Source organism: Pseudodonghicola flavimaris, assembly GCF_030164425.1.
In the GTDB taxonomy this organism is placed as follows: Bacteria; Pseudomonadota; Alphaproteobacteria; order Rhodobacterales; family Rhodobacteraceae; genus Pseudodonghicola; species Pseudodonghicola flavimaris.
Genome location: NZ_JASNJD010000003.1, coordinates 36,600 through 54,834, shown reverse-complemented (window position 1 = coordinate 54,834; position 18,235 = coordinate 36,600). Strand labels below are relative to the sequence as shown.

Below are 18,235 nucleotides of genomic sequence, written 5' to 3'. Positions count from 1 at the left end.
GCGCCTTGTCCGCGCGTCTTGCCCTTGCGGTGGCCGAAGGCGGGTTGTCCCTGCCCGAGGTCGGCCCCATCGCGGTGCTGCACCCCCGCGCCGACGCCGATCTGGCGCCGCTGACGCTCGCGCGGGTCCGGATCGTTCAGCCGTTTCGCCCCGATCACGATGCGCTGGCCGCCGCTGGCTGGACCACCGGCTGGCAGCTGCCCGAGGGCATGCGCTTTGCCGCCGTCGTGGTGATGCTGCCGCGCGCCAAGCGGCAGGCGCAGGCGCTGATCGCCGAGGCCGCCGCCCGCAGCGACGGTCTGGTGATCGTCGATGGCAGCAAGACCGACGGGGTCGACAGCCTGTGGCGGGCCCTGCGCAAGCGGCTCAGCGTCGTGGGCGGGCTCTCCAAGGCGCATGGCCGCATCTTCTGGTTTGCCGCCGATGCCGCGGCGCTGGCTGACTGGCAGGCGCCTGATCGGCAGCAGGTCGAGGGGTTCACCACCGCGCCGGGAGTGTTTTCCGCCGATGGTATCGACCCGGCCTCACGCCTGCTGGTCGATCATCTGCCGGCGCATCTGGGCGCCCATGTCGCCGATCTCGGTGCCGGCTGGGGCTATCTCTCGGCTCATCTGCTGCAGGACGCGCGGCTGGAAACGCTCGATCTGGTCGAGGCAGACCGGATCGCGCTGACTTGCGCCGAGGCGAATATCTCCGATCCGCGGGTGCGCTTTCATTGGGCCGATGCCCGCCGTTTCCACGCTGACCGGCCGCTCGACGCGGTGGTGATGAACCCGCCGTTCCATACCGAGCGCAGCGCCGATCCCGGGCTGGGGCAGGCCTTCATCGCCGCGGCGGCGCGGCTGTTGTCGCCGCGTGGCCAGCTGTGGATGGTGGCCAACCGCCATCTGCCCTATGAGGCCGCGCTGTCCGCGGCCTTCGCCGTGCATCAGGAGATCGCCGGCGACACGCGTTTCAAGATCTTTCACGCCACGCGGCCCATACGCGCCCGCGGATGATCCGTTTCAGGGAGAGCTGAGGATGTCCTTTTCCATCGCCGGCAAGACCGCCATCGTCACCGGGGCCGCCAACGGCATCGGCCTGGCCATCGGCCGCCAGTTCGCCGAAAAGGGCGCCAACGTCATGTTCGCCGATATCGACGAGGCGCGGCTGATCGATGAACTCGGCGAACATGTCGAAGACAGCAACGTGCGCTATTTCGCTGGCGATCTGCGCGAACGGCTGACCATCGCCAATCTGCTCTCCGCCACCATCGACGCCTTCGACCAGGTCGATGTGCTGGTCAACGGCGCGCGCCAGGTGATCCCCTCCGATCCGCTGGATTCTGACGACGATTCGGTGATCGCGCTGCTGAACCAGAACGTGTTGCCGGCGATGCGGCTCAGCCAGTTGGTGGCGCGGCGGATGATCAAGCAGGCCAAGGATCGCGACGGCGCCGGCAGTGCCGGCTCGATCATCAACCTCAGTTCCATCGCCGCCCGGCGCACCCATCCCGATCTGATGGCCTATTCGGTCAGCTCCGCCGCGCTCGATCAGCTGACCCGCTCGCTGGCGGTGGCGCTGGCGCCGCATCGGATCCGGGTCAATGCCGTTGCCATCGGCTCGGTGATGAGCGCGTCGCTGAAAACCACGCTGAAGGACAATCGCGAATATCGCCAGGATATCGAGGATCACACGCCGCTGGCGCGGATTGCCGCCCCCTCTGAACTGGCCGATACGGCGCAGTTCCTGGCCTCCGATGCCGCGGGCTTCATGACCGGCCAGATTCTGACGCTGGACGGGGGTCGTACCTTGCTCGATCCGGTGGCGGCACCGGCCCACTGACGGCGGTTCCCGTCCGTCAGGTCTCTTTTTCTGGCCTGAAATATCCCGGGGTGGGCGCGCGGCCCGCACACCGAGGGGCAGAGCCCCTCTCCTCCACCAGGATCCGGGCCGGGCGGTCGCCGGTCCGGGGCCGCCGGCACCGGAAACCGCTGGCCTCTGGCGCCAGCGCCGCTAGAGTGCCGCGCGAACGACAGCCGCAACCGAAACCATAGCCGACAGACCGGGGGAGGGTCCGCATGACCACCGATTTCGCCACCGAAAAAGCCAGCGCATCGGCCTGGTTCCGCAGCCTCCGCGACCAGATCGTCGCCGCGTTCGAGGAGCTGGAGGACAGCCATATCTCCGGGCCGCTGTCGGAGGAGGCCGCCGGCCGGTTCGAGGTGACGGAAACCCGTCGCGCCTCGGACGACGGATCGGACGCCGGCGGCGGGCTGATGAGCGTGATGCGCGGCGGCCGGGTGTTCGAGAAGGTCGGGGTCAATATCTCCACCGTCTACGGCCAGCTTGGCGCCCAGGCGCAGGCGGCGATGATGGCGCGCAAGGGATTGCCGGGGATGGCCGAGGACCCGCGGTTCTGGGCCTCGGGGATTTCGCTGGTGGCGCATATGCGCAACCCGCATGTGCCGGCGGTCCATATGAACACGCGGATGTTCTGGACGCCGCACGCCTGGTGGTTCGGCGGCGGCTCCGATCTGAACCCCTGCATCGAATACGACGAGGATACCGCGCATTTCCACGCCACCCAGAAGGCGCATCTGGATCCGCATGGGGTGGGGCATTATCCGCGGCTGAAGGATTGGGCGGACGAGTATTTCTATATTCCCCATCGCAAGCGGGCGCGGGGCGTCGGCGGTATCTTCATGGACGATTACTGTTCCGGTGACTGGGCGGCGGATTTCGCCCTGACCCAGGATATCGGCCGGGCCTTCCTGCCGGCCTTCGTGCCGCTGGTGGAGCGCCGCCGCACCACCCCCTTCGACGCCGCGGATCGCGACCGGCAGCTGATCTATCGCGGGCTCTATGCCGAATATAACCTGGTCTATGACCGGGGCACCAAATTCGGCCTGGCCACCGGCCACGATCCCGACGCGGTGCTGATGAGCCTGCCGCCCCTGGCCAAATGGCCCTGATCGGCGCCGCCGGCTGATCGCAGGCCCCCCCATCGGGGGAAGAGAGGGCTCACTCAGTCGAAGGTGCCCGCGACCCGGCCCAGCAGCATGAAGGCGCGCGCCGTGCGGGTATCGGCCAGCGCGGTGATCTCCTCGTCACTGGCCTCTTCGGCGAAGGCCGCGAACATCTGGTCGAACCGGCGCAGGAAGTGATGCGCCGCATCGCGGAAGATCGGGTCCTGCTTCATCCGCGCCGCCGTCAGCGCCAGCGACGAGCGGTCCCGCACCCCGCCCAGCACCGCCACCTCGCGGCCGCGGGTGCCCTGGGCGAACTGCCGCCAGATTTCGGGGCGGGCGCGGTCGGGGCGCAGATCGTCCATGTAGATGCCATCCTGGCTCAGCAGCGTCAGAACGTCCTGCGCCGCCTGGATCAGCTGCGCGACCTTGCGGTCCTTCAACGCCCGGCGCAGCGCGGCAAAGCCCTCCTCGTCCTCCGCCGTTTCGGGGAAGTGGAGCGCACGGATGAAATCCTGGGTTGCCAGCGGCGGGCTCAGCGCCTCTGCCGGGGTGCCGAGCTCCAGCGCGCCCTGATCGCCGCTGTCGGCCTGGACCGGGGCCGGGGCGGGCATCGCCGGGCGCGGCGACGACATCCGGATGGTGTGGAAGGTGGCGAGCGCGGTCTCGGTCTTCTTGGCGGTCTCGGCGATCTCGTCCAGCTTCTTCTGCACCGCGCCCTCGGCCGAGACGGCCCCGCGCTGCGCCTGGGCGATCTGGGCTTGGCGGATCGCGTCGATCGCGGTCTGCAGGCGCAGGCTTTCCTCCCGCATCACCCGGCTGGCGCGCGCGGCGGTGGCGGCGACCCAGATCATCGCCACCGGCAGGAAGATCGCCAGCAGCGTGATGATGAAGCGCAGCGCATCCAGATTGCCGCCGGCCTCTGGCAGGAAGACGAAGAAGATGACCGCGCCGGCCAGCCACAGCAGGCTCAGCGCGAGCGCGATCACTTCGATGCCGGAAATCCGTGACGTGTTCGGCTGGGCATAGAGCCCGAGCGGCGTGCTGCGGGCCTTTTCCGCCTTCGGGTCAGAGGAGGGAGCCGGAGCAGACATTCCTGGCGTCCCGATCAGATATAGGCGATCTTCAGCACCTCATAGGACCGGACGCCGCCGGGCGTGCGGACCTCGACGCTGTCGCCCTCGTCCTTGCCGATCAGCGCACGGGCGATGGGGGATTTGATGTTGAGCAGGCCGTTTTCGATATCGGCCTCATGTTCGCCGACGATCTGCCAGGTCTTCTCTTCGTCGGTGTCCTCGTCCACCAGGGTGACGGTGGCGCCGAATTTGATCGAGCCGGACAGTTTGGCCGGCGTGATCACGTCGGCCAGCGACAGCACGCCTTCCAGCTCCTTGATGCGGCCTTCGATGAAGGACTGCTTCTCGCGGGCGGAGTGATATTCCGCGTTCTCGGACAGGTCGCCATGCTCGCGGGCCTCGGCGATCGCCTTGATGACCGCGGGGCGCTCGACAGATTTCAGCTGCTTCAGTTCGGCCTCCAGCGCGGCAAAGCCGGCCGGCGTCATGAGGATTTTTTCCATGTCAGTGCTTCCACGCATGATATTTCGCCCCGCCGCACGTAGCGCCGGGGCGAGTTGTAGGTTGACGAATACCTGACCCAAACACGCGGGAGAATGCAAGGGGGCGCAGCGATCCGCCGGCGGAGCATCGCGCTTCAGCCCGGGGAATTCGGCCGGTCGCCGCCGGGCCGGAACCGGGCCAGAGGCCGCGCGATCGCCGGAGGCGTTGGCCGGTCAATCGTCATAGGCGACCACCTCGAACTCGATCCCGTCGCCGTCGTCGAAATAGAATCGGCGGCCGGGTTCGTAGTCGGCGTGGTTGTGCGGAAGGAAGCCGGCGGCCTTCACCCGCGCCTCGGTGGTGTCCAGATCCTCGACCACCACGCCGACGTGATTGAGCCCGCCCAGACGGGTGTAGCTGTCATCCCCCGGCTGCAGCGGGTTCGCCGGCCGGTAGAGCGCGAGATAGCCTGCGGGGGTCCCGACATGCACGGTATAGCCGCCGCTGATCGCGGGCCCTGCCCAGCGGATTTCCCAACCGAACACTTCGCAGAGCCAGGCGGCGGTGGCATCGGGGTCGGAAACGGTGAAATTCGCATGTTCCAGATGAGAGGTCATCGGCCTGTCCTTTCTGTTTTGCCTTGACCTGATCGGGTGTAATTTCTCAACCTAACTTGAGGTCAAGACGTTTTTCGGAGCATCGCCATGTCTTTGTCATCCCCGCCCGAGACCGCGCAGCCGTCGACGCGGCGCCGGCCCCGTGGGCTGTCGATCGGGGCGCTGGCGGCGCGGACCGGGCTGGCGGTCTCGGCGATCCGCTATTACGAGGAGCAGGGGCTGATTGCGCCCTGGCGCAACGCTGGCGGTCAGCGGCGGTTCATGCGGGCCGATATTCGCCGGCTCAGCTTTATCCGGATCACTCAACAGCTCGGCTTCACGCTGCCCGAGATTCGCGGCCTGCTGGAACAGCTGCCGGCCGGCCGGACCCCGACACCCGCCGACTGGTCGCGCATGGGAGAGGGGTTTCGCGCCCGGCTGGACGCGCGAATCGAGACGTTGGAGCGGCTGCGCGACAACCTCGACGGCTGCATCGGCTGCGGATGTTTGTCGCTGCCGAAATGCGCACTCTACAATCCGGGGGACAAGGCGGCGGAAAAAGGCAATGGACCACGATATCTTATGGGGGACCGGCCGGAAATCTGAGCTGATTTGGCAATTCCGTCACAGTGTGGACTGACGCGGTGTTGCGATTGACCGAGAGGGCTGACAAAAGGTAACGAGCCGCGAAAGATTGTTGCCCGAAATCAGGGCACGCAAGAAGATCTAGCCAGGGAGCCGCGCGATGGCCGATATTGAACGCGAAGCGATGGAATATGACGTTGTGATCGTCGGGGCCGGTCCCGCCGGTCTCTCCGCCGCCATCCGCCTGAAACAGCTCGACGCCGATCTGAATGTCGTCGTTCTCGAAAAGGGCTCGGAGGTGGGCGCGCATATCCTGTCCGGCGCCGTGCTGGATCCGACCGGTCTGACCGCGCTGATCCCCGACTGGAAGGAAAAGGGCGCACCGCTGAACGTGCCGGTGAAGGAAGACAATTTCTTCATGCTGGGCGAGGCCGGCAAGATCCGCGTTCCGAACTGGCCGATGCCGCCTCTGATGAACAACCACGGCAATTACATCGTGTCGATGGCCAACGTCTGCCGCTGGATGGGCGAGCAGGCCGAAGAGCTGGGGGTGGAAATCTTCCCCGGCATGGCCTGTTCCGAACTGGTCTATGGCGACAACGGCGAAGTGAAGGGCGTGGTTGCCGGTGAGTTCGGCAAGAACCCTGACGGCACCCCTGGCCCGGCCTATGAGCCCGGGATGGAGCTGCACGGCAAATATGTCTTCCTGTCGGAAGGCGTGCGCGGGTCGCTGTCGAAAGAGGTGATCGCCAAATACGATCTGTCCAAAGGCCATTGCCCGCAGAAATTCGGCATCGGCATGAAGGAAATCTGGGAAGTCGATCCGGCCAAGCACAAGGAAGGTTCCGTCACCCATACGATGGGCTGGCCGCTGGGGTCGAACGCCGGCGGCGGGTCGTTCATCTATCACCTTGAGAACAACCAGGTCTATGTGGGCTTCGTGGTGCACCTGAACTACGAGAACCCGTATCTCTTCCCGTATATGGAGTTCCAGCGCTTCAAGCATCACCCGATCGTGGCGGAGCTGCTGGAAGGCGGCAAGCGCATCGCCTATGGCGCCCGGGCGATCTCCGAGGGTGGCTATCAGTCGATGCCGAAGATGGTCGCGCCGGGCGTGGCGCTGCTGGGCTGTTCGGTGGGCATGGTCAACGTGCCGCGGATCAAGGGCAACCATAACGCCATGCTGTCGGGCAAGGCCGCGGCCGAGGCCGCCTATGAGGCGATCCAGGCCGGCCGCAGCGCCGATGAGCTGACCGCCTATGAGACCGAAGTGCGCGGCGGTGCGATCGGTCAGGACCTGAAAAAGGTCCGCAACGTCAAGCCGATGTGGTCGAAATGGGGGCTCCTGCCGTCGCTGGCTTTCGGCGGGCTGGACATGTGGACCAACACGCTGGGCTTCTCTTTCTTCGGCACGCTGAAACATGGCAAGACCGATGCGGCTGCCACCGGCGAGGCGGCGAAGTTCAAGCCGATCGACTATCCGAAACCGGATGGCAAGATCAGCTTTGACCGCCTGACCAACGTCTCCTTCAGCTTCACCAACCACGCGGAAGATCAGCCCTGCCACCTGCAGCTCAAGGATCCGTCGGTACCGCTGTCGGTGAACCTGCCGAAATACGCCGAGCCGGCGCAGCGCTATTGCCCGGCGGGTGTCTATGAGGTGGTCGAGGAAGAGGGCAAGGATCCCCGCTTCGTGATCAACTTCCAGAACTGCGTGCACTGCAAGACCTGCGACATCAAGGACCCCAGCCAGAACATCAACTGGGTGACCCCGCAGGGCGGCGACGGTCCGAATTATCCCAACATGTGATCGTGATCGACAAAGGCGCGCCCGGGCTCCGGGCGTTGCCTTGCCCTTGCCCCTGGATAGGCCTAGCTTGGGACTATCACATGAAAAGAGGCAGGTTTCTGGTGACATCCCTTCTTCGACGCGCGGCCACCGCAGTTCTGGCTGCGACGCTCGCCGTTCCGGCGCCGGTCTGGGCGCAATCCACTGAAACAGCCCCCGATCCCACCGTGACCGGGCCGATGATCGATGTCGGCGCCGGTGCCTATCTGGCTGGCCGGCATGCTCTTTTCGCCAGCGATTACGAAAGTTCCGCCAGCTACTTCGCCCGGGCGCTGATGAACGATCCGGACAATGGCGCGCTGATGGAAAGCCTGGTGCTGTCGCAGCTGGCGTTGGGCAATGTCGCCGCCGCAGTGCCCGTGGCCCGCAAGATGGAGGCGGCAGGGCTGCGCAGCCAGGGTACCCGCATCACCCTCGCCGTCGACCATATCATGAAGGAAGACTATCAGCCGCTGGTCGATGCGGTGGCCGACCGCAGCGGCATCGGCCCGCTGATCGACGGGCTGCTGGCGGGCTGGGCCAATATGGGGCTCGGCTCGGTCTCCAAGGCGCTGGAGCGTTTCGACGAGGTGGCCGACGAGAAGGGGCTGCGCAGCTTTGCGCTCTATCACAAGGCGCTGGCGCTGGCGCTGGTCGGCGATTTCGAAGGCGCCGAGGCGATCTACAGCGACGAACATGCCGGTCTTCTGGGGCTGTCGCGCCGCGCGGTGATCGCACGGGCCCAGATCCTGTCGCAACTGGGCCGCGATGCCGAGGCGCTGGAGATGATGACCGATGCTTTCGGCACCTCCTTCGATCCCGGGCTGACGGCGCTGGCCGACCGGCTGGCCGCCGGTGAAACCGTGCCGTTCGATCATATCACCAGCGTGCGCGACGGCATGGCCGAGGTGTTCTTCGCGGTGGCCTCCGCCCTTAGGGGCGAGGCGTCGGATGATTTCGCGCTGATCTATGCCCGGGTGGCCAGCGATCTGCGCCCCGATCACATCGACGCGCTGCTGCTGAGCGCCGATCTGCTGGACCAGCTGGGGCAATACGACCTGGCGGTCGCGACCTATAAACAAGTGCCGGCGGACAGCCCGGATTACCACGCGGCCGAACTGGGCCGCGCCGATGCGCTGCGCAGCGCCGGCAAGACCGATGCGGCGATCGAGGTGCTGGAGCGGCTGGCCAAGGATTATCCCGGCTTGCCGGTGGTCCATACCTCGCTGGGCGATCTCCTGCGCCAGCAGGAGGACTACGCCGGTGCCGTCGCCGCCTATGACAAGGCGCTGGAATATACCGAAGAGGGCGCGCCGGGGGAGTGGTTCCTGCTCTATGCCCGGGGCATCGCTCATGAACGGCTGAAGCAATGGGACGCGGCGGAGACGGATCTGCGCCACGCGCTGCAGCTGAACCCGGATCAGCCGCAGGTGCTGAACTATCTGGGCTATTCGCTGGTTGAGCGGAAGGTGAAGCTGGACGAGGCGCTCGGCATGATCGAACGCGCCGTCGCGGCGCAGCCCGACAGCGGCTATATCGTCGATTCGCTGGGCTGGGTGCTGTTCCGCCTCGGCCGCTATCAGGAGGCGGTGGGCCATATGGAACATGCGGTCGAGCTGATGGCGGTCGACCCGGTGGTCAACGACCATCTGGGCGATGTCTATTGGGCGGTGGGCCGCAAGCGCGAGGCGGAATTCCAGTGGAAGCGGGCGCTGTCCTTCATCAAGCCCGACGAGACCGATGGCGAGGCCGACCCGGACCGCATCCGCCGCAAGCTGGACGTGGGGCTGGATCAGGTGCTGGCCGAAGAGGGGGCGCCGCCGCTCTCCGCCGCCGATGGCGAGTGAGCTTTTCGCGCCGGTCAAGATCAACCTGAGCCTGCATGTCACCGGTCAGCGCGCCGATGGCTATCACCTGCTGGATTCGCTGGTGGTCTTCGGTGATGTCGGCGACCGACTTTGGGTGGAACCGGCGGCGGAGATGTCGCTGGAGGTCACTGGCCCCTTTGCCGGCGGGGTGCCGGCGGATGCCCGTAACCTGGTGTGGCGCGCGGCAGAGCTGGCCGGGCAGCGCCTGCATATCCGGTTGGAGAAAAACCTGCCGCATGGCGCCGGGATCGGCGGCGGCTCGTCCGACGCGGCGGCAATCCTGCGCGCTTTCGGCGCGCCGGATCAGGCCATCGCTCTGGGGGCGGATGTGCCGGTCTGCCTGTCGGCCGGGCCGCAGCGGATGCAGGGGATCGGCGAGCGTCTGACCCCCGTGACCGGGCTGCCGGCCCTGTCGCTGCTGCTGGTCAACCCGGGTGTGCCGCTGCCGACACCGGCGGTGTTCAAGGCGCTGGAGCAGCGCCAGAACCCGGCGATGACGCCCTGGCCCGGGCACCGGTTGGCCGCCTGGCTGGGCGCACAGCGCAATGATCTGGAGGCCCCGGCCCGCGGGCTGGCGCCGGTGATCGGCGATGTGCTGGCGGCGTTGCGGCAGGCGGGGGCGGATCTCGGTCGGATGTCGGGATCGGGGGCCACCTGCTTCGGTCTGTTCGCGACGCGGGCGGCGGCGGAGCGGGCGGCGGCGGATCTGTCGCGCGCCCATCCCGGCTGGTGGGTGATGCCGACGCAGAGTACCCCCAGCGCCATCGGCTGAGCCCCGTCGGGTGTGGCCGGCGTCCGAGGATGAAAGGGGATGCGCCCCTGCGGGCCGCAGCCTCCGGCGGGGATATTTAGGGCCAGAAAAAGACTTGCCGCCGGCGCCGGGGTGCGCGCTGGTCAGGACAGGCGCGAGACCACGTAGCCGGCGAGATCGTGCAGCATTTCGCGGATTTCATGGGCGGGCAGGGCGGTCAGCGCCTGCTGCGCCTTGGCGGCCCAGGCCTCCGCATCGCGGCGGGTGGCGGCGAGGGTGTCGTATTTCGCCATCAGCGCCAGCGCCTGCTCCAGATCGCCGTCCTGCTGCTGCCCCTTTTCGATGGTGCGGGTCCAGAAGGCGCGCTCTGCCTCATCGGCCTGGGCCACAGCCTTGATCACCGGCAGCGTCAGCTTGCGTTCGCGGAAATCGTCGCCGACATTCTTGCCGGTGGCGCCGCTGTCGCCCTGATAATCAAGCAGGTCGTCGGCGATCTGGAAGGCGATCCCCAGCGCGTCGCCATAGGCGAAGAGGGCGGCGACCGCCTCTGGCGTGGCGCCGGCGATGACGCCGCCGACCTCGGTCGCGGCAGAGAAGAGCGCGGCGGTCTTGCCGCGCACCACCTGCAGATAGATATCCTCATCGGTCTTCAGGTCGCTGGCCGCGGTCATCTGCAGCACTTCGCCTTCGGAAATCGTGGCCGAGGCGTTGGCGAGGATTTCCAGAACCCGCAGGTTGCCGGTGGCGACCATCAGCTGGAAGCTGCGGGAGAACAGGTAATCGCCGACCAGAACGCTGGATTTATTGTCCCAGAGCAGGTTGGCGGTGGGCCGGCCGCGGCGCTTTTCGCTTTCGTCGACGACATCGTCGTGCAGCAGCGTCGCGGTATGAATGAATTCCACCGTGGCGGCGAGGCCGAGGTGATGCTCGCCCTGATAGCCGCAGAGCTTGGCCGCGGCGAGGGTCAGCATCGGCCGCAGCCGCTTGCCGCCGGCGCTGACCAGATGGGCGGTGATCTCCGGGATGCGCGGCGCGTGGTCCGAATGCATCCGGGTGCGGATCAGCAGGTCGACTTCGGCCATCTCGGTGGAGAGCGCGGCCGCCAGCCGGTCGTGAGGTTTGGTGACGAGTGTCATATTCATGGCGCGGTTTCCCCGAGGCTCGACATCGCGGGCGGCTTGCCCTTACATCCCGATATGAAGGAACTGTTGCGCAGCACCGACCCGACCGTCATGGCCTTTGCCTCTGCCCTTCTCGAAGGTGAGGGTATAGACTGCTTTCAGATGGACGTAAATATGAGCATTCTCGAAGGCGGCATCGGTCTTTTTCCCCGTCGCATGATGGTGCGGGACGATGATTACGATGCCGCGCTGCGGGTGCTCAGTGACAACGACATCCCCCGTGGACTGTGACTGACTTCGACGACAGCGTGCTGAGCCGGGATGGCTTTCTGGGCGGGCGGCTGCGGCTGTGGCAGCCCCGGCGGGGCTATCGCGCCGGGGTGGACCCGGTGCTGCTGGCGGCGGCGGTGCCGGCGCGGGCGGGGCAGAGCGTGCTGGAGCTGGGCTGTGGTGCGGGGGCGGCGATTCTCTGCCTGGCGGCGCGGGTGCCGGGGCTGGAGGCGACCGGGGTGGAGCTGCAGCCGGGCTATGCGGCGCTGGCGCGACGCAATGCCGCTGACAACGATCTGGGGCTGGAGGTGATCTGCGCCGATCTGGCCGCCCTGCCCGCGGAACTGCGGCGGCGGCAGGTCGATCATGTGATCGCCAATCCGCCCTATTACCGCGCCGGGGCGCATACCCGGGCGGCGGACAGTGGTCGTGCGGTGGCCCTGGGCGAGGCGGAGACGCCACTGGCGCTCTGGCTGGAGGTGGCGGCGCGGCGGCTGGCGCCGCGCGGGATGCTGCACATGATCCAGCGGACCGAACGGCTGCCGGAAATTCTGGCGGCCTGCGCCGGGCGACTGGGGTCGCTGGAGGTGCTGCCGCTGGCAGCGCGCGCCGGTCGGGCCCCCGATCTGGTGATTCTGCGGGCCCGGAAGGGCGGGCGCGCGGCTTTTCGCCTGCATGCGCCGCTCCTGCTGCATCAGGGGGCCTGTCACGGCCAGGACCGTGAGGATTATGCCCCTGAAATCGCAGCTGTTTTACGGCATGGCGCGGCCTTGGTCTGGCCTGAGACCAACGGAGCCCGCGCGCCGTCGCGCCGGGGCCATGACGGCAATGTGTCGCTTTTGTGAAAATCTAATGCGCCTGCAGCGTGACAGGTGGATCGAGTTATGCTCAACTCATTGGGCAAAACCAATTCAGAGGAGGATTGCCATGAGCCTTAGTTCGCACCTGACGGAACTGAAGCGCAAGCATGAAAGTCTGAGCTTCCAGGTGGAACAGGCGCAACGCGCGCCCAGCGTCGACGCGCTGCATCTGGTCTCTCTGAAGAAACGCAAGCTGAAACTGAAAGAAGAGATCGAACGCCTGTCGAACTGACGCCTGCCCGGGCTCTCAGGGAGCAGGGGGAACGGATTCGGCCGGTATGAGGGTCAGCGTCTCGGAAACCGATGCGGTTTTCCGAACTTCGTGCAGCATCCAGTCACGGAAGGCGCGGATTTGCGGCCGGGTTTCCGCTCCGGTCTGACAGAGAAAGCGAAAATGCGCGGTGGTGGTCAGGGCCACTCCGTAGGGCGCGACAAGTCGTCCTTCGGCCAGATCCTTGATCACCAGCGCGCGTCGCCCCAGTACGACTCCGACGCCTGTCATCGCTGCGTCGATGGCATGGTCGGCCTGTGAAAACCGCAGGCCCGTAGGTGGGGGCGACGCGATGCCCACCGCGCGGAACCAGGCGGCCCAGTCACAAGGCGGATCGAGAAAATCGATGGAATCGTCGATCAGCAACGGGGCGCCAAGCAGGCTCTCCGGTGTTGGATAGCGGTCGGCTAGCTCCGGGATCATGACCGGGGTCAGCCATTCTTCGGCCAGTTTCAGGGAATAGAGACCCGGATCCGGCCCATAGCCAAAGCGGATCGCGACGTCGATGTCGTCGCGTTCGAAATCCATGAACCTCAGGCTGGCGGAGAATCTGAGGTCGATATCCGGATGGGCCTGGGCGAAATTATACAGCCGGGGTGCCAGCCATTTTGCCGTCAGTGCCGGTCCGGCGGTGACGACCAGTCCGCGTTTATCGTTCAACCGGGTGGTGCTGCGCCAGGCGCTGGCCAGCATCTGAAACCCGTCGGTGGCGCCGGGCGCGAGGGTGCGGCCCGCCTCGGTCAGGTCGACGGCGCGGTTCAGCCGGTGAAACAGCGGCTGCCCCAGATGCTGTTCCAGCGACTTGATCTGAAACGACAACGCGGCGGGGGTGACGTTCAACTCCTCTGCCGCCCTGGCGAAGGACAGGTGCCGGGCTGCGGCTTCGAAGGCGCGCAGGGCGGTCAGGGGTGGCAGCCGGTCAGCCATATCGGATTAGTTTTTCTTAAGTGAGTGCCGGAAAACTCTCGTTTGTCCCATATTATGCCGTAAGTCATAGTGGTTGTCATCAAGTATGCCTGTTCCGAAAGGAGGCCGTGATGACGATGACCGAGATGACTGCAACCCCTGCCGTGCGGGCGGCCTTTGACCGCGCACACGTGGCTCGCGGCGATGCGCTGCGGTCTATCTGGGGCCGGCTGCGGTTTCGTTCTCTTTCCCGCTGACCCGGCGCGCAGGGACTTACGGGATTGAAAAGGGCCGGCCCCGCGGGGTCGGCCCTGTCTCATTCCGGCGCATTCCTGCGCCGCGTGCCGGTGGTGCGCGCATGGATCAGACGAAGAACTGACCGCCATTCGCAGTGATGGTGGAACCGGTGATGAAGCCGGCGTCGTCGGAGGCCAGGAAGGCCACGCAGCGGGCGATTTCCTCGGGTTCGCCCAGGCGACCGACGGGGATTTGCGCGATGATCGATTCGCGCACCTTCTCCGGCACCGCCATGACCATATCGGTGCCGATATAGCCGGGACAGATCGCGTTGGCAGTGATGTTGAACCGGGCGCCTTCCTGGGCCAGCGACTTGATGATGCCCAGATCGCCGGCCTTGGTGGCGGCATAGTTCACCTGGCCGAACTGGCCTTTCTGCCCGTTGATCGAGCTGATCACCACGACGCGGCCGAATTTGCGCTCGCGCATGCCGGGCCAGATCGGGTGAATGGTGTTGAACACGCCGGTCAGGTTGGTGTCGATCACCTGCTGCCACTGTTCCGGCGTCATCTTGTGAAAGGGGGCGTCGCGGGTGATGCCGGCATTGGCCACCACGACCTCAATCGGACCCAGATCGGCTTCGACCTGGGCGATGCCGGCCTTACTGTCCTCGTAGTCGCCGACATTCCATTTGTAGGTCTTGATGCCGGTCTCGGCGGTGAAGGCGGCTGCGGCCTCGTCATTGCCGGCGTAGGTGGCTGCGACGCTATAGCCCTGGGCCTTCAGCGCCTGGGAAATCGCGGCGCCGATCCCACGGGACCCGCCGGTGACAAGTGCTGTCCGAGTCATTGAGGTGTCCTCCAATCTCAATTTGACATGGTAACTCTGTTACATATTGAAATGTAAATTCGCAATAAAGTTTCGTGAGTTAGGGGCGAATTTATTCGGAAAAATCAACGCCGTTGCCGTTGAGCGGGGCAATGCAAAAGAAAAGGGCGCCAGAGGCGCCCTCAACCGATAGCATTTTTATCAAAGCCTTAGGGGCGCTCGACACACATCGCAACGCCCATGCCACCGCCGATGCAGAGCGTGGCGAGGCCCTTCTTGGCATCGCGGCGCTTCATTTCGAACAGCAGGGTGTTGAGGATGCGGCAGCCGGAGGCACCGATCGGGTGGCCGATGGCGATGGCGCCGCCGTTCACGTTCACGATTGAGGGATCCCAGCCCATGTCCTTGTTCACGGCGCAGGCCTGGGCGGCGAAGGCTTCGTTGGCTTCGACCAGATCCAGATCGCTGGGGCTCCAGCCGGCTTTTTCCAGCGCCTTGCGGCTGGCGTAGATCGGGCCGACACCCATGATCGACGGGTCGAGGCCGACGGTGGCGTAGGAAACGATGCGGGCCAGCGGTTCGATCCCGCGTTTCTCGGCATCGTCGGCGTTCATCAGCAACACGGCGGCGGCGCCGTCGTTGATGCCCGAGGCGTTGGCGGCGGTCACGGTGCCGTCCTTGACGAAGGCGGGGCGCAGTTTCTGCATCGCTTCGATGGTGGCGCCGGCGCGGATGTATTCGTCCTTGTCCATCACGATATCGCCCTTGCGGGTCTTGATGGTGAAGGGCACGATTTCATCGGCGAACTTGCCGGCTTTCTGCGCCGCTTCCGCCTTGTTCTGGCTGGCGACGGCGAATTCGTCCTGCATGTCGCGGCTGATCTGCCACTGCTCCGCCACGTTCTCGGCGGTCTGCCCCATGTGATAGCCGTTGAAGGCATCCCACAGACCGTCGCGAATCATCGTGTCGATATAGGTCATGTCACCCATCTTGTGGCCGGCGCGCAGGGCGGCGGCATGGGGCGACAGGGTCATGTTTTCCTGGCCGCCGGCGGCGACGATGCTGGCGTCTCCCAGCTGGATGTGCTGAGCCGCGAGGGCGACCGAGCGCAGACCGGAGCCGCAGACCTGGTTGATGCTCCAGGCGGCGCTTTCTTTCGGGAAGCCGGCGTTGATATGGGCCTGACGGGCCGGGTTCTGGCCCTGCGCCGCGGTCAGCACCTGCCCGAGGATGGTTTCGGAAACCTCCTCCTTGGCGATCCCGGCGCGTTCGACGACCGCTTCCAGTACCGCCGCGCCCAAGTCATGTGCCGGGGTGTTGGCGAACGAGCCAGCGAAGCTCCCCACGCCCGTCCGTGCCGCCGATGCAATAACTACATTTGTCATGTGATCCGGTCCTTTGCCATCCAAAGGGCGGCATCCTCCTGTGTCGGTCCCGCGGGTGGGTCATCGGACCTGCCCCGGGGCCGCCGCCCCGATAGGCTTGTGATACCGGATTGCTGCACCCGCAGCAATAACGAGCGTGCCGCGGTCCCCCCAGACCACGGCGCGCCCTGGCGCCGGACCGGCTCAGCCGGCGGCCGCCTGACTGTCTTCGTCGGCCCAGTCGGGGCGAATGGTCGGGGCACCGAACAGGTAGCCCTGCATGCAGTCGATGCCGAGCGACATCAGGTATTCGGCGTCTTCGCTGGCTTCGACGGATTCGGCGATGATCAGCATCTCGAATTCGCGGGCCATGGCGACCAGCGCCCGCAATGCGGCCTGGGTGTCGTAATCGCGGTGCACACCGCGGACGTACTGGCCGTCGATCTTGACGGCGTCGAAGAAGAAATCACGGAAATGCCGGATGTTAATGGCGCCCGATCCGAAATCGTCCAGCGCGAAGGCGATGCCGTTGCCCTGCAACCGGTCCATGAAATCGATCACCAGTTCCGGCACCATCATGGCGGAGCTTTCGGCGATCTCCAGCGTCAGCCGTTCGCCGATCCGGTTGTCCAGATTCAGCGCGCGGTTCAGCGTCTGCATCCAGCGGCTGTAGCCGATCGAGCGGGCCGACATGTTGATCGACAGCCGCAGGGTCGGGTTCTCCGCCAGCGCCTGCAACCCGGCTTCCAGCGCCAGGCAGTCGATCTCGCGGCCGAGTTCGGTATTTTCGACCACCGGCATGAAGTCGCGGGCGGGAATCACCCGGCCGGTTTCGTCGAGGATGCGAATCAACCCTTCGTAGAAGGCGACATTGTGCGGCGCGCGGGCCTGAACTACCGGCTGAAAGGCCAGCAGGCACTGCTTGTGGCGGACGGCCTCGGTGACCATGTCGATGGTCGACCGGTCGCGCGCGGCCAGGGCGGCGTTCAGGGGGTTTTCGGAGCCTTCGGGCTGATCGGCCCAACGGGTGCGGGGGCTGTACATTGCGGGACCTCGGGGGGGTTCTGGTTTCCGTTGCCTTACCTCGCTACAGTCATCCAAATTCCTTTCCGGGCGATTAACGCTAGTGAAAATTTTTCACAATTTGTGAGAATCTCGATGACCACTGAACTCCCCGAAAATCTGCAGCGCTGTGGCTGGGTCGGCCAGGACGACCTTTACATCGCCTATCACGATACCGAATGGGGCCGGCCCGAATGGGACAGCCGCGCGCTTTGGGAAAAGCTGATCCTGGACGGGTTCCAGGCCGGGCTGAGCTGGATTACCATTTTGAAAAAACGGGAAAACTTCCGCTCTGCCTTCGCCGGGTTCGACCCTGACGTGATCGCCGGATGGGGGGAGGAAGAGGTCGCCCGCCTGTTGCAGGATCCCGGGATCATCCGCCATCGCGGCAAGATCGAGGCGACCATCGGCAATGCCCGGGCCTGGCAGGCGATCGAGGCGGAACAGGGGTTCGACCGCTATCTGTGGGCATTTGTCGGCGGTCGCCCGATCCAAAATAAATGGAAAAATCTCGATCAGGTGCCGGCTTTCACGCCGCTCTCCACCGCAATCTCCAAGGATCTGAAAAAGCGCGGCTTCCGATTCTGCGGTCCGACCATCGTCTATGCCTTCATGCAGGCGGTGGGCATGGTCAACGATCATCTGGTCGGCTGCCCCTGTCATCAACCGGTCGCGGCCCTGGCCGAGCGACGCTGAGCCCTCAGGACCGGTCCATCAGGTTCAGCCAGTGCTGCCGTTCGAAAGCATCGAGCCGCAGTTCCGCCGCCGGGGTGGCGTAATCGCGGAAGATGACGCGGATCGCCCGGCCCTCGTCCACCAGATCGAAATCGCGCAGACGGCGGGCGACGATCTCGCGGCCGGCGGCCCAGACCAGCACCGGGCCCTGATCGGTCAGCAACAGGGCGGCCCGGCGGTCGGTCGACAGGGTGACCTGCCGGATCGCGTCGCCGGGGTGGCTGTCGGCCCAGGCCCGTCGCGCGGCATCGTCATCCAGCCGCATCCGCCGGGGCCGGCCGGCCAGGTTCAGCAGGACCGTCAGCAGCGCCAGGGCCGCGGCGGTGAGGATAACAATCAGCGTGGTCGACATCGGCGTTCCCCTTGCCCGGATATAAGCGGCGGGCAGGGGGCGCTGTCAAAAGGGAAAACACCGCCCACGCATCTGCGGCGCGGGCGGTGGCAGA

21 protein-coding genes are annotated in these 18,235 nt (G+C 65.9%); 12 read left to right on the top strand and 9 right to left on the bottom strand.

What is annotated here, in order from left to right; all coding sequences use genetic code 11:
- Positions 1-5: 5 nt before the first annotated feature.
- From QO033_RS04780 to hemF, 3 genes are all read left to right on the top strand, one after another.
- Positions 6-998 (top strand): class I SAM-dependent methyltransferase, encoded by a 993-nt coding sequence (locus tag QO033_RS04780; RefSeq protein WP_284479801.1) that lies wholly within the window; start codon positions 6-8, stop codon positions 996-998.
- 22 nt (positions 999-1,020) lie between these two features.
- Complete coding sequence (locus QO033_RS04775) at positions 1,021-1,824, top strand: SDR family NAD(P)-dependent oxidoreductase (protein WP_284479800.1); 804 nt, start codon at positions 1,021-1,023, stop codon at positions 1,822-1,824.
- A gap of 236 nt (positions 1,825-2,060) precedes the next feature.
- A complete protein-coding gene (hemF, locus tag QO033_RS04770; RefSeq protein ID WP_284479799.1) occupies positions 2,061-2,954 on the top strand; it encodes an oxygen-dependent coproporphyrinogen oxidase in 894 nt (297 codons plus the stop codon).
- 53 nt (positions 2,955-3,007) lie between these two features.
- Here hemF and QO033_RS04765 read toward each other — a convergent pair whose 3' ends face one another.
- The 3 genes from QO033_RS04765 to QO033_RS04755 all read right to left on the bottom strand — a co-directional run bounded on the left by QO033_RS04765 (position 3,008) and on the right by QO033_RS04755 (position 5,124).
- Positions 3,008-4,042 carry a hypothetical protein gene (locus tag QO033_RS04765; protein WP_284479798.1) on the bottom strand — a complete coding sequence of 345 codons (1,035 nt, stop codon included), beginning with the start codon at positions 4,040-4,042 and terminating at the stop codon, positions 3,008-3,010.
- Between the two features lie 14 nt (positions 4,043-4,056).
- Positions 4,057-4,527, bottom strand: coding sequence for a transcription elongation factor GreA (gene greA / locus QO033_RS04760; protein ID WP_284479797.1), 471 nt, complete (start codon positions 4,525-4,527; stop codon positions 4,057-4,059).
- Between the two features lie 213 nt (positions 4,528-4,740).
- A complete protein-coding gene (locus QO033_RS04755) occupies positions 4,741-5,124 on the bottom strand; it encodes a VOC family protein (RefSeq protein ID WP_284479796.1) in 384 nt (127 codons plus the stop codon).
- 87 nt (positions 5,125-5,211) lie between these two features.
- Between QO033_RS04755 and soxR the strand changes: the two genes are divergently transcribed.
- The 4 genes from soxR to QO033_RS04735 all read left to right on the top strand — a co-directional run bounded on the left by soxR (position 5,212) and on the right by QO033_RS04735 (position 10,156).
- Positions 5,212-5,709, top strand: coding sequence for a redox-sensitive transcriptional activator SoxR (gene soxR / locus QO033_RS04750; protein ID WP_284479795.1), 498 nt, complete (start codon positions 5,212-5,214; stop codon positions 5,707-5,709).
- A 139-nt stretch (positions 5,710-5,848) separates the two neighbouring features.
- The gene (locus QO033_RS04745) at positions 5,849-7,498 is read left to right on the top strand and encodes an electron transfer flavoprotein-ubiquinone oxidoreductase (protein ID WP_284479794.1); all 1,650 of its coding nucleotides are present in this window, start codon (positions 5,849-5,851) and stop codon (positions 7,496-7,498) included.
- Positions 7,499-7,596: 98 nt separating this feature from the next.
- A complete protein-coding gene (locus tag QO033_RS04740; protein WP_407682094.1) occupies positions 7,597-9,363 on the top strand; it encodes a tetratricopeptide repeat protein in 1,767 nt (588 codons plus the stop codon).
- Entirely contained in the window at positions 9,353-10,156 is an 804-nt protein-coding gene (locus QO033_RS04735) for a 4-(cytidine 5'-diphospho)-2-C-methyl-D-erythritol kinase (RefSeq protein WP_284479793.1), read from the top strand. The genes QO033_RS04740 and QO033_RS04735 overlap by 11 nt, the downstream gene beginning before the upstream one ends.
- Positions 10,157-10,278: 122 nt before the next feature.
- Here the strand turns inward: QO033_RS04735 and QO033_RS04730 are convergent, their stop codons facing one another.
- Positions 10,279-11,277: a polyprenyl synthetase family protein gene (locus QO033_RS04730; RefSeq protein WP_284479792.1), complete on the bottom strand. Its 999-nt coding sequence runs from the start codon at positions 11,275-11,277 to the stop codon at positions 10,279-10,281.
- Positions 11,278-11,331: 54 nt separating this feature from the next.
- On the opposite strand from QO033_RS04730, the gene QO033_RS04725 reads away from it, so the two are divergent.
- From QO033_RS04725 to QO033_RS04715, 3 genes are all read left to right on the top strand, one after another.
- Complete coding sequence (locus QO033_RS04725) at positions 11,332-11,547, top strand: putative signal transducing protein (protein WP_284479791.1); 216 nt, start codon at positions 11,332-11,334, stop codon at positions 11,545-11,547.
- A complete protein-coding gene (locus QO033_RS04720) occupies positions 11,544-12,371 on the top strand; it encodes a tRNA1(Val) (adenine(37)-N6)-methyltransferase (protein ID WP_284479790.1) in 828 nt (275 codons plus the stop codon). Before QO033_RS04725 ends, QO033_RS04720 begins: the two co-directional genes overlap by 4 nt.
- An 82-nt stretch (positions 12,372-12,453) precedes the next feature.
- Positions 12,454-12,618 (top strand): YdcH family protein, encoded by a 165-nt coding sequence (locus QO033_RS04715; protein WP_284479789.1) that lies wholly within the window; start codon positions 12,454-12,456, stop codon positions 12,616-12,618.
- A 15-nt stretch (positions 12,619-12,633) separates the two neighbouring features.
- Here the strand turns inward: QO033_RS04715 and QO033_RS04710 are convergent, their stop codons facing one another.
- On the bottom strand, positions 12,634-13,584 hold the full coding sequence (locus tag QO033_RS04710) for a transcriptional regulator GcvA (protein WP_284479788.1): 951 nt from the start codon (positions 13,582-13,584) through the stop codon (positions 12,634-12,636).
- Between the two features lie 110 nt (positions 13,585-13,694).
- On the opposite strand from QO033_RS04710, the gene QO033_RS04705 reads away from it, so the two are divergent.
- A complete protein-coding gene (locus QO033_RS04705) occupies positions 13,695-13,820 on the top strand; it encodes a hypothetical protein (protein ID WP_284479787.1) in 126 nt (41 codons plus the stop codon).
- Between the two features lie 106 nt (positions 13,821-13,926).
- Here QO033_RS04705 and phbB read toward each other — a convergent pair whose 3' ends face one another.
- The 3 genes from phbB to QO033_RS04690 all read right to left on the bottom strand — a co-directional run bounded on the left by phbB (position 13,927) and on the right by QO033_RS04690 (position 17,036).
- Entirely contained in the window at positions 13,927-14,649 is a 723-nt protein-coding gene (gene phbB / locus QO033_RS04700) for an acetoacetyl-CoA reductase (protein WP_284479786.1), read from the bottom strand.
- A 188-nt stretch (positions 14,650-14,837) separates the two neighbouring features.
- Entirely contained in the window at positions 14,838-16,013 is a 1,176-nt protein-coding gene (locus QO033_RS04695; RefSeq protein ID WP_284479785.1) for an acetyl-CoA C-acetyltransferase, read from the bottom strand.
- Positions 16,014-16,196: 183 nt separating this feature from the next.
- On the bottom strand, positions 16,197-17,036 hold the full coding sequence (locus tag QO033_RS04690) for an EAL domain-containing protein (RefSeq protein WP_284479784.1): 840 nt from the start codon (positions 17,034-17,036) through the stop codon (positions 16,197-16,199).
- 114 nt (positions 17,037-17,150) lie between these two features.
- Between QO033_RS04690 and QO033_RS04685 the strand changes: the two genes are divergently transcribed.
- Positions 17,151-17,750 (top strand): DNA-3-methyladenine glycosylase I, encoded by a 600-nt coding sequence (locus QO033_RS04685; RefSeq protein WP_284479783.1) that lies wholly within the window; start codon positions 17,151-17,153, stop codon positions 17,748-17,750.
- 4 nt (positions 17,751-17,754) lie between these two features.
- Here the strand turns inward: QO033_RS04685 and QO033_RS04680 are convergent, their stop codons facing one another.
- Positions 17,755-18,141 (bottom strand): hypothetical protein, encoded by a 387-nt coding sequence (locus tag QO033_RS04680; protein ID WP_284479782.1) that lies wholly within the window; start codon positions 18,139-18,141, stop codon positions 17,755-17,757.
- Positions 18,142-18,235: the final 94 nt, after the last annotated feature.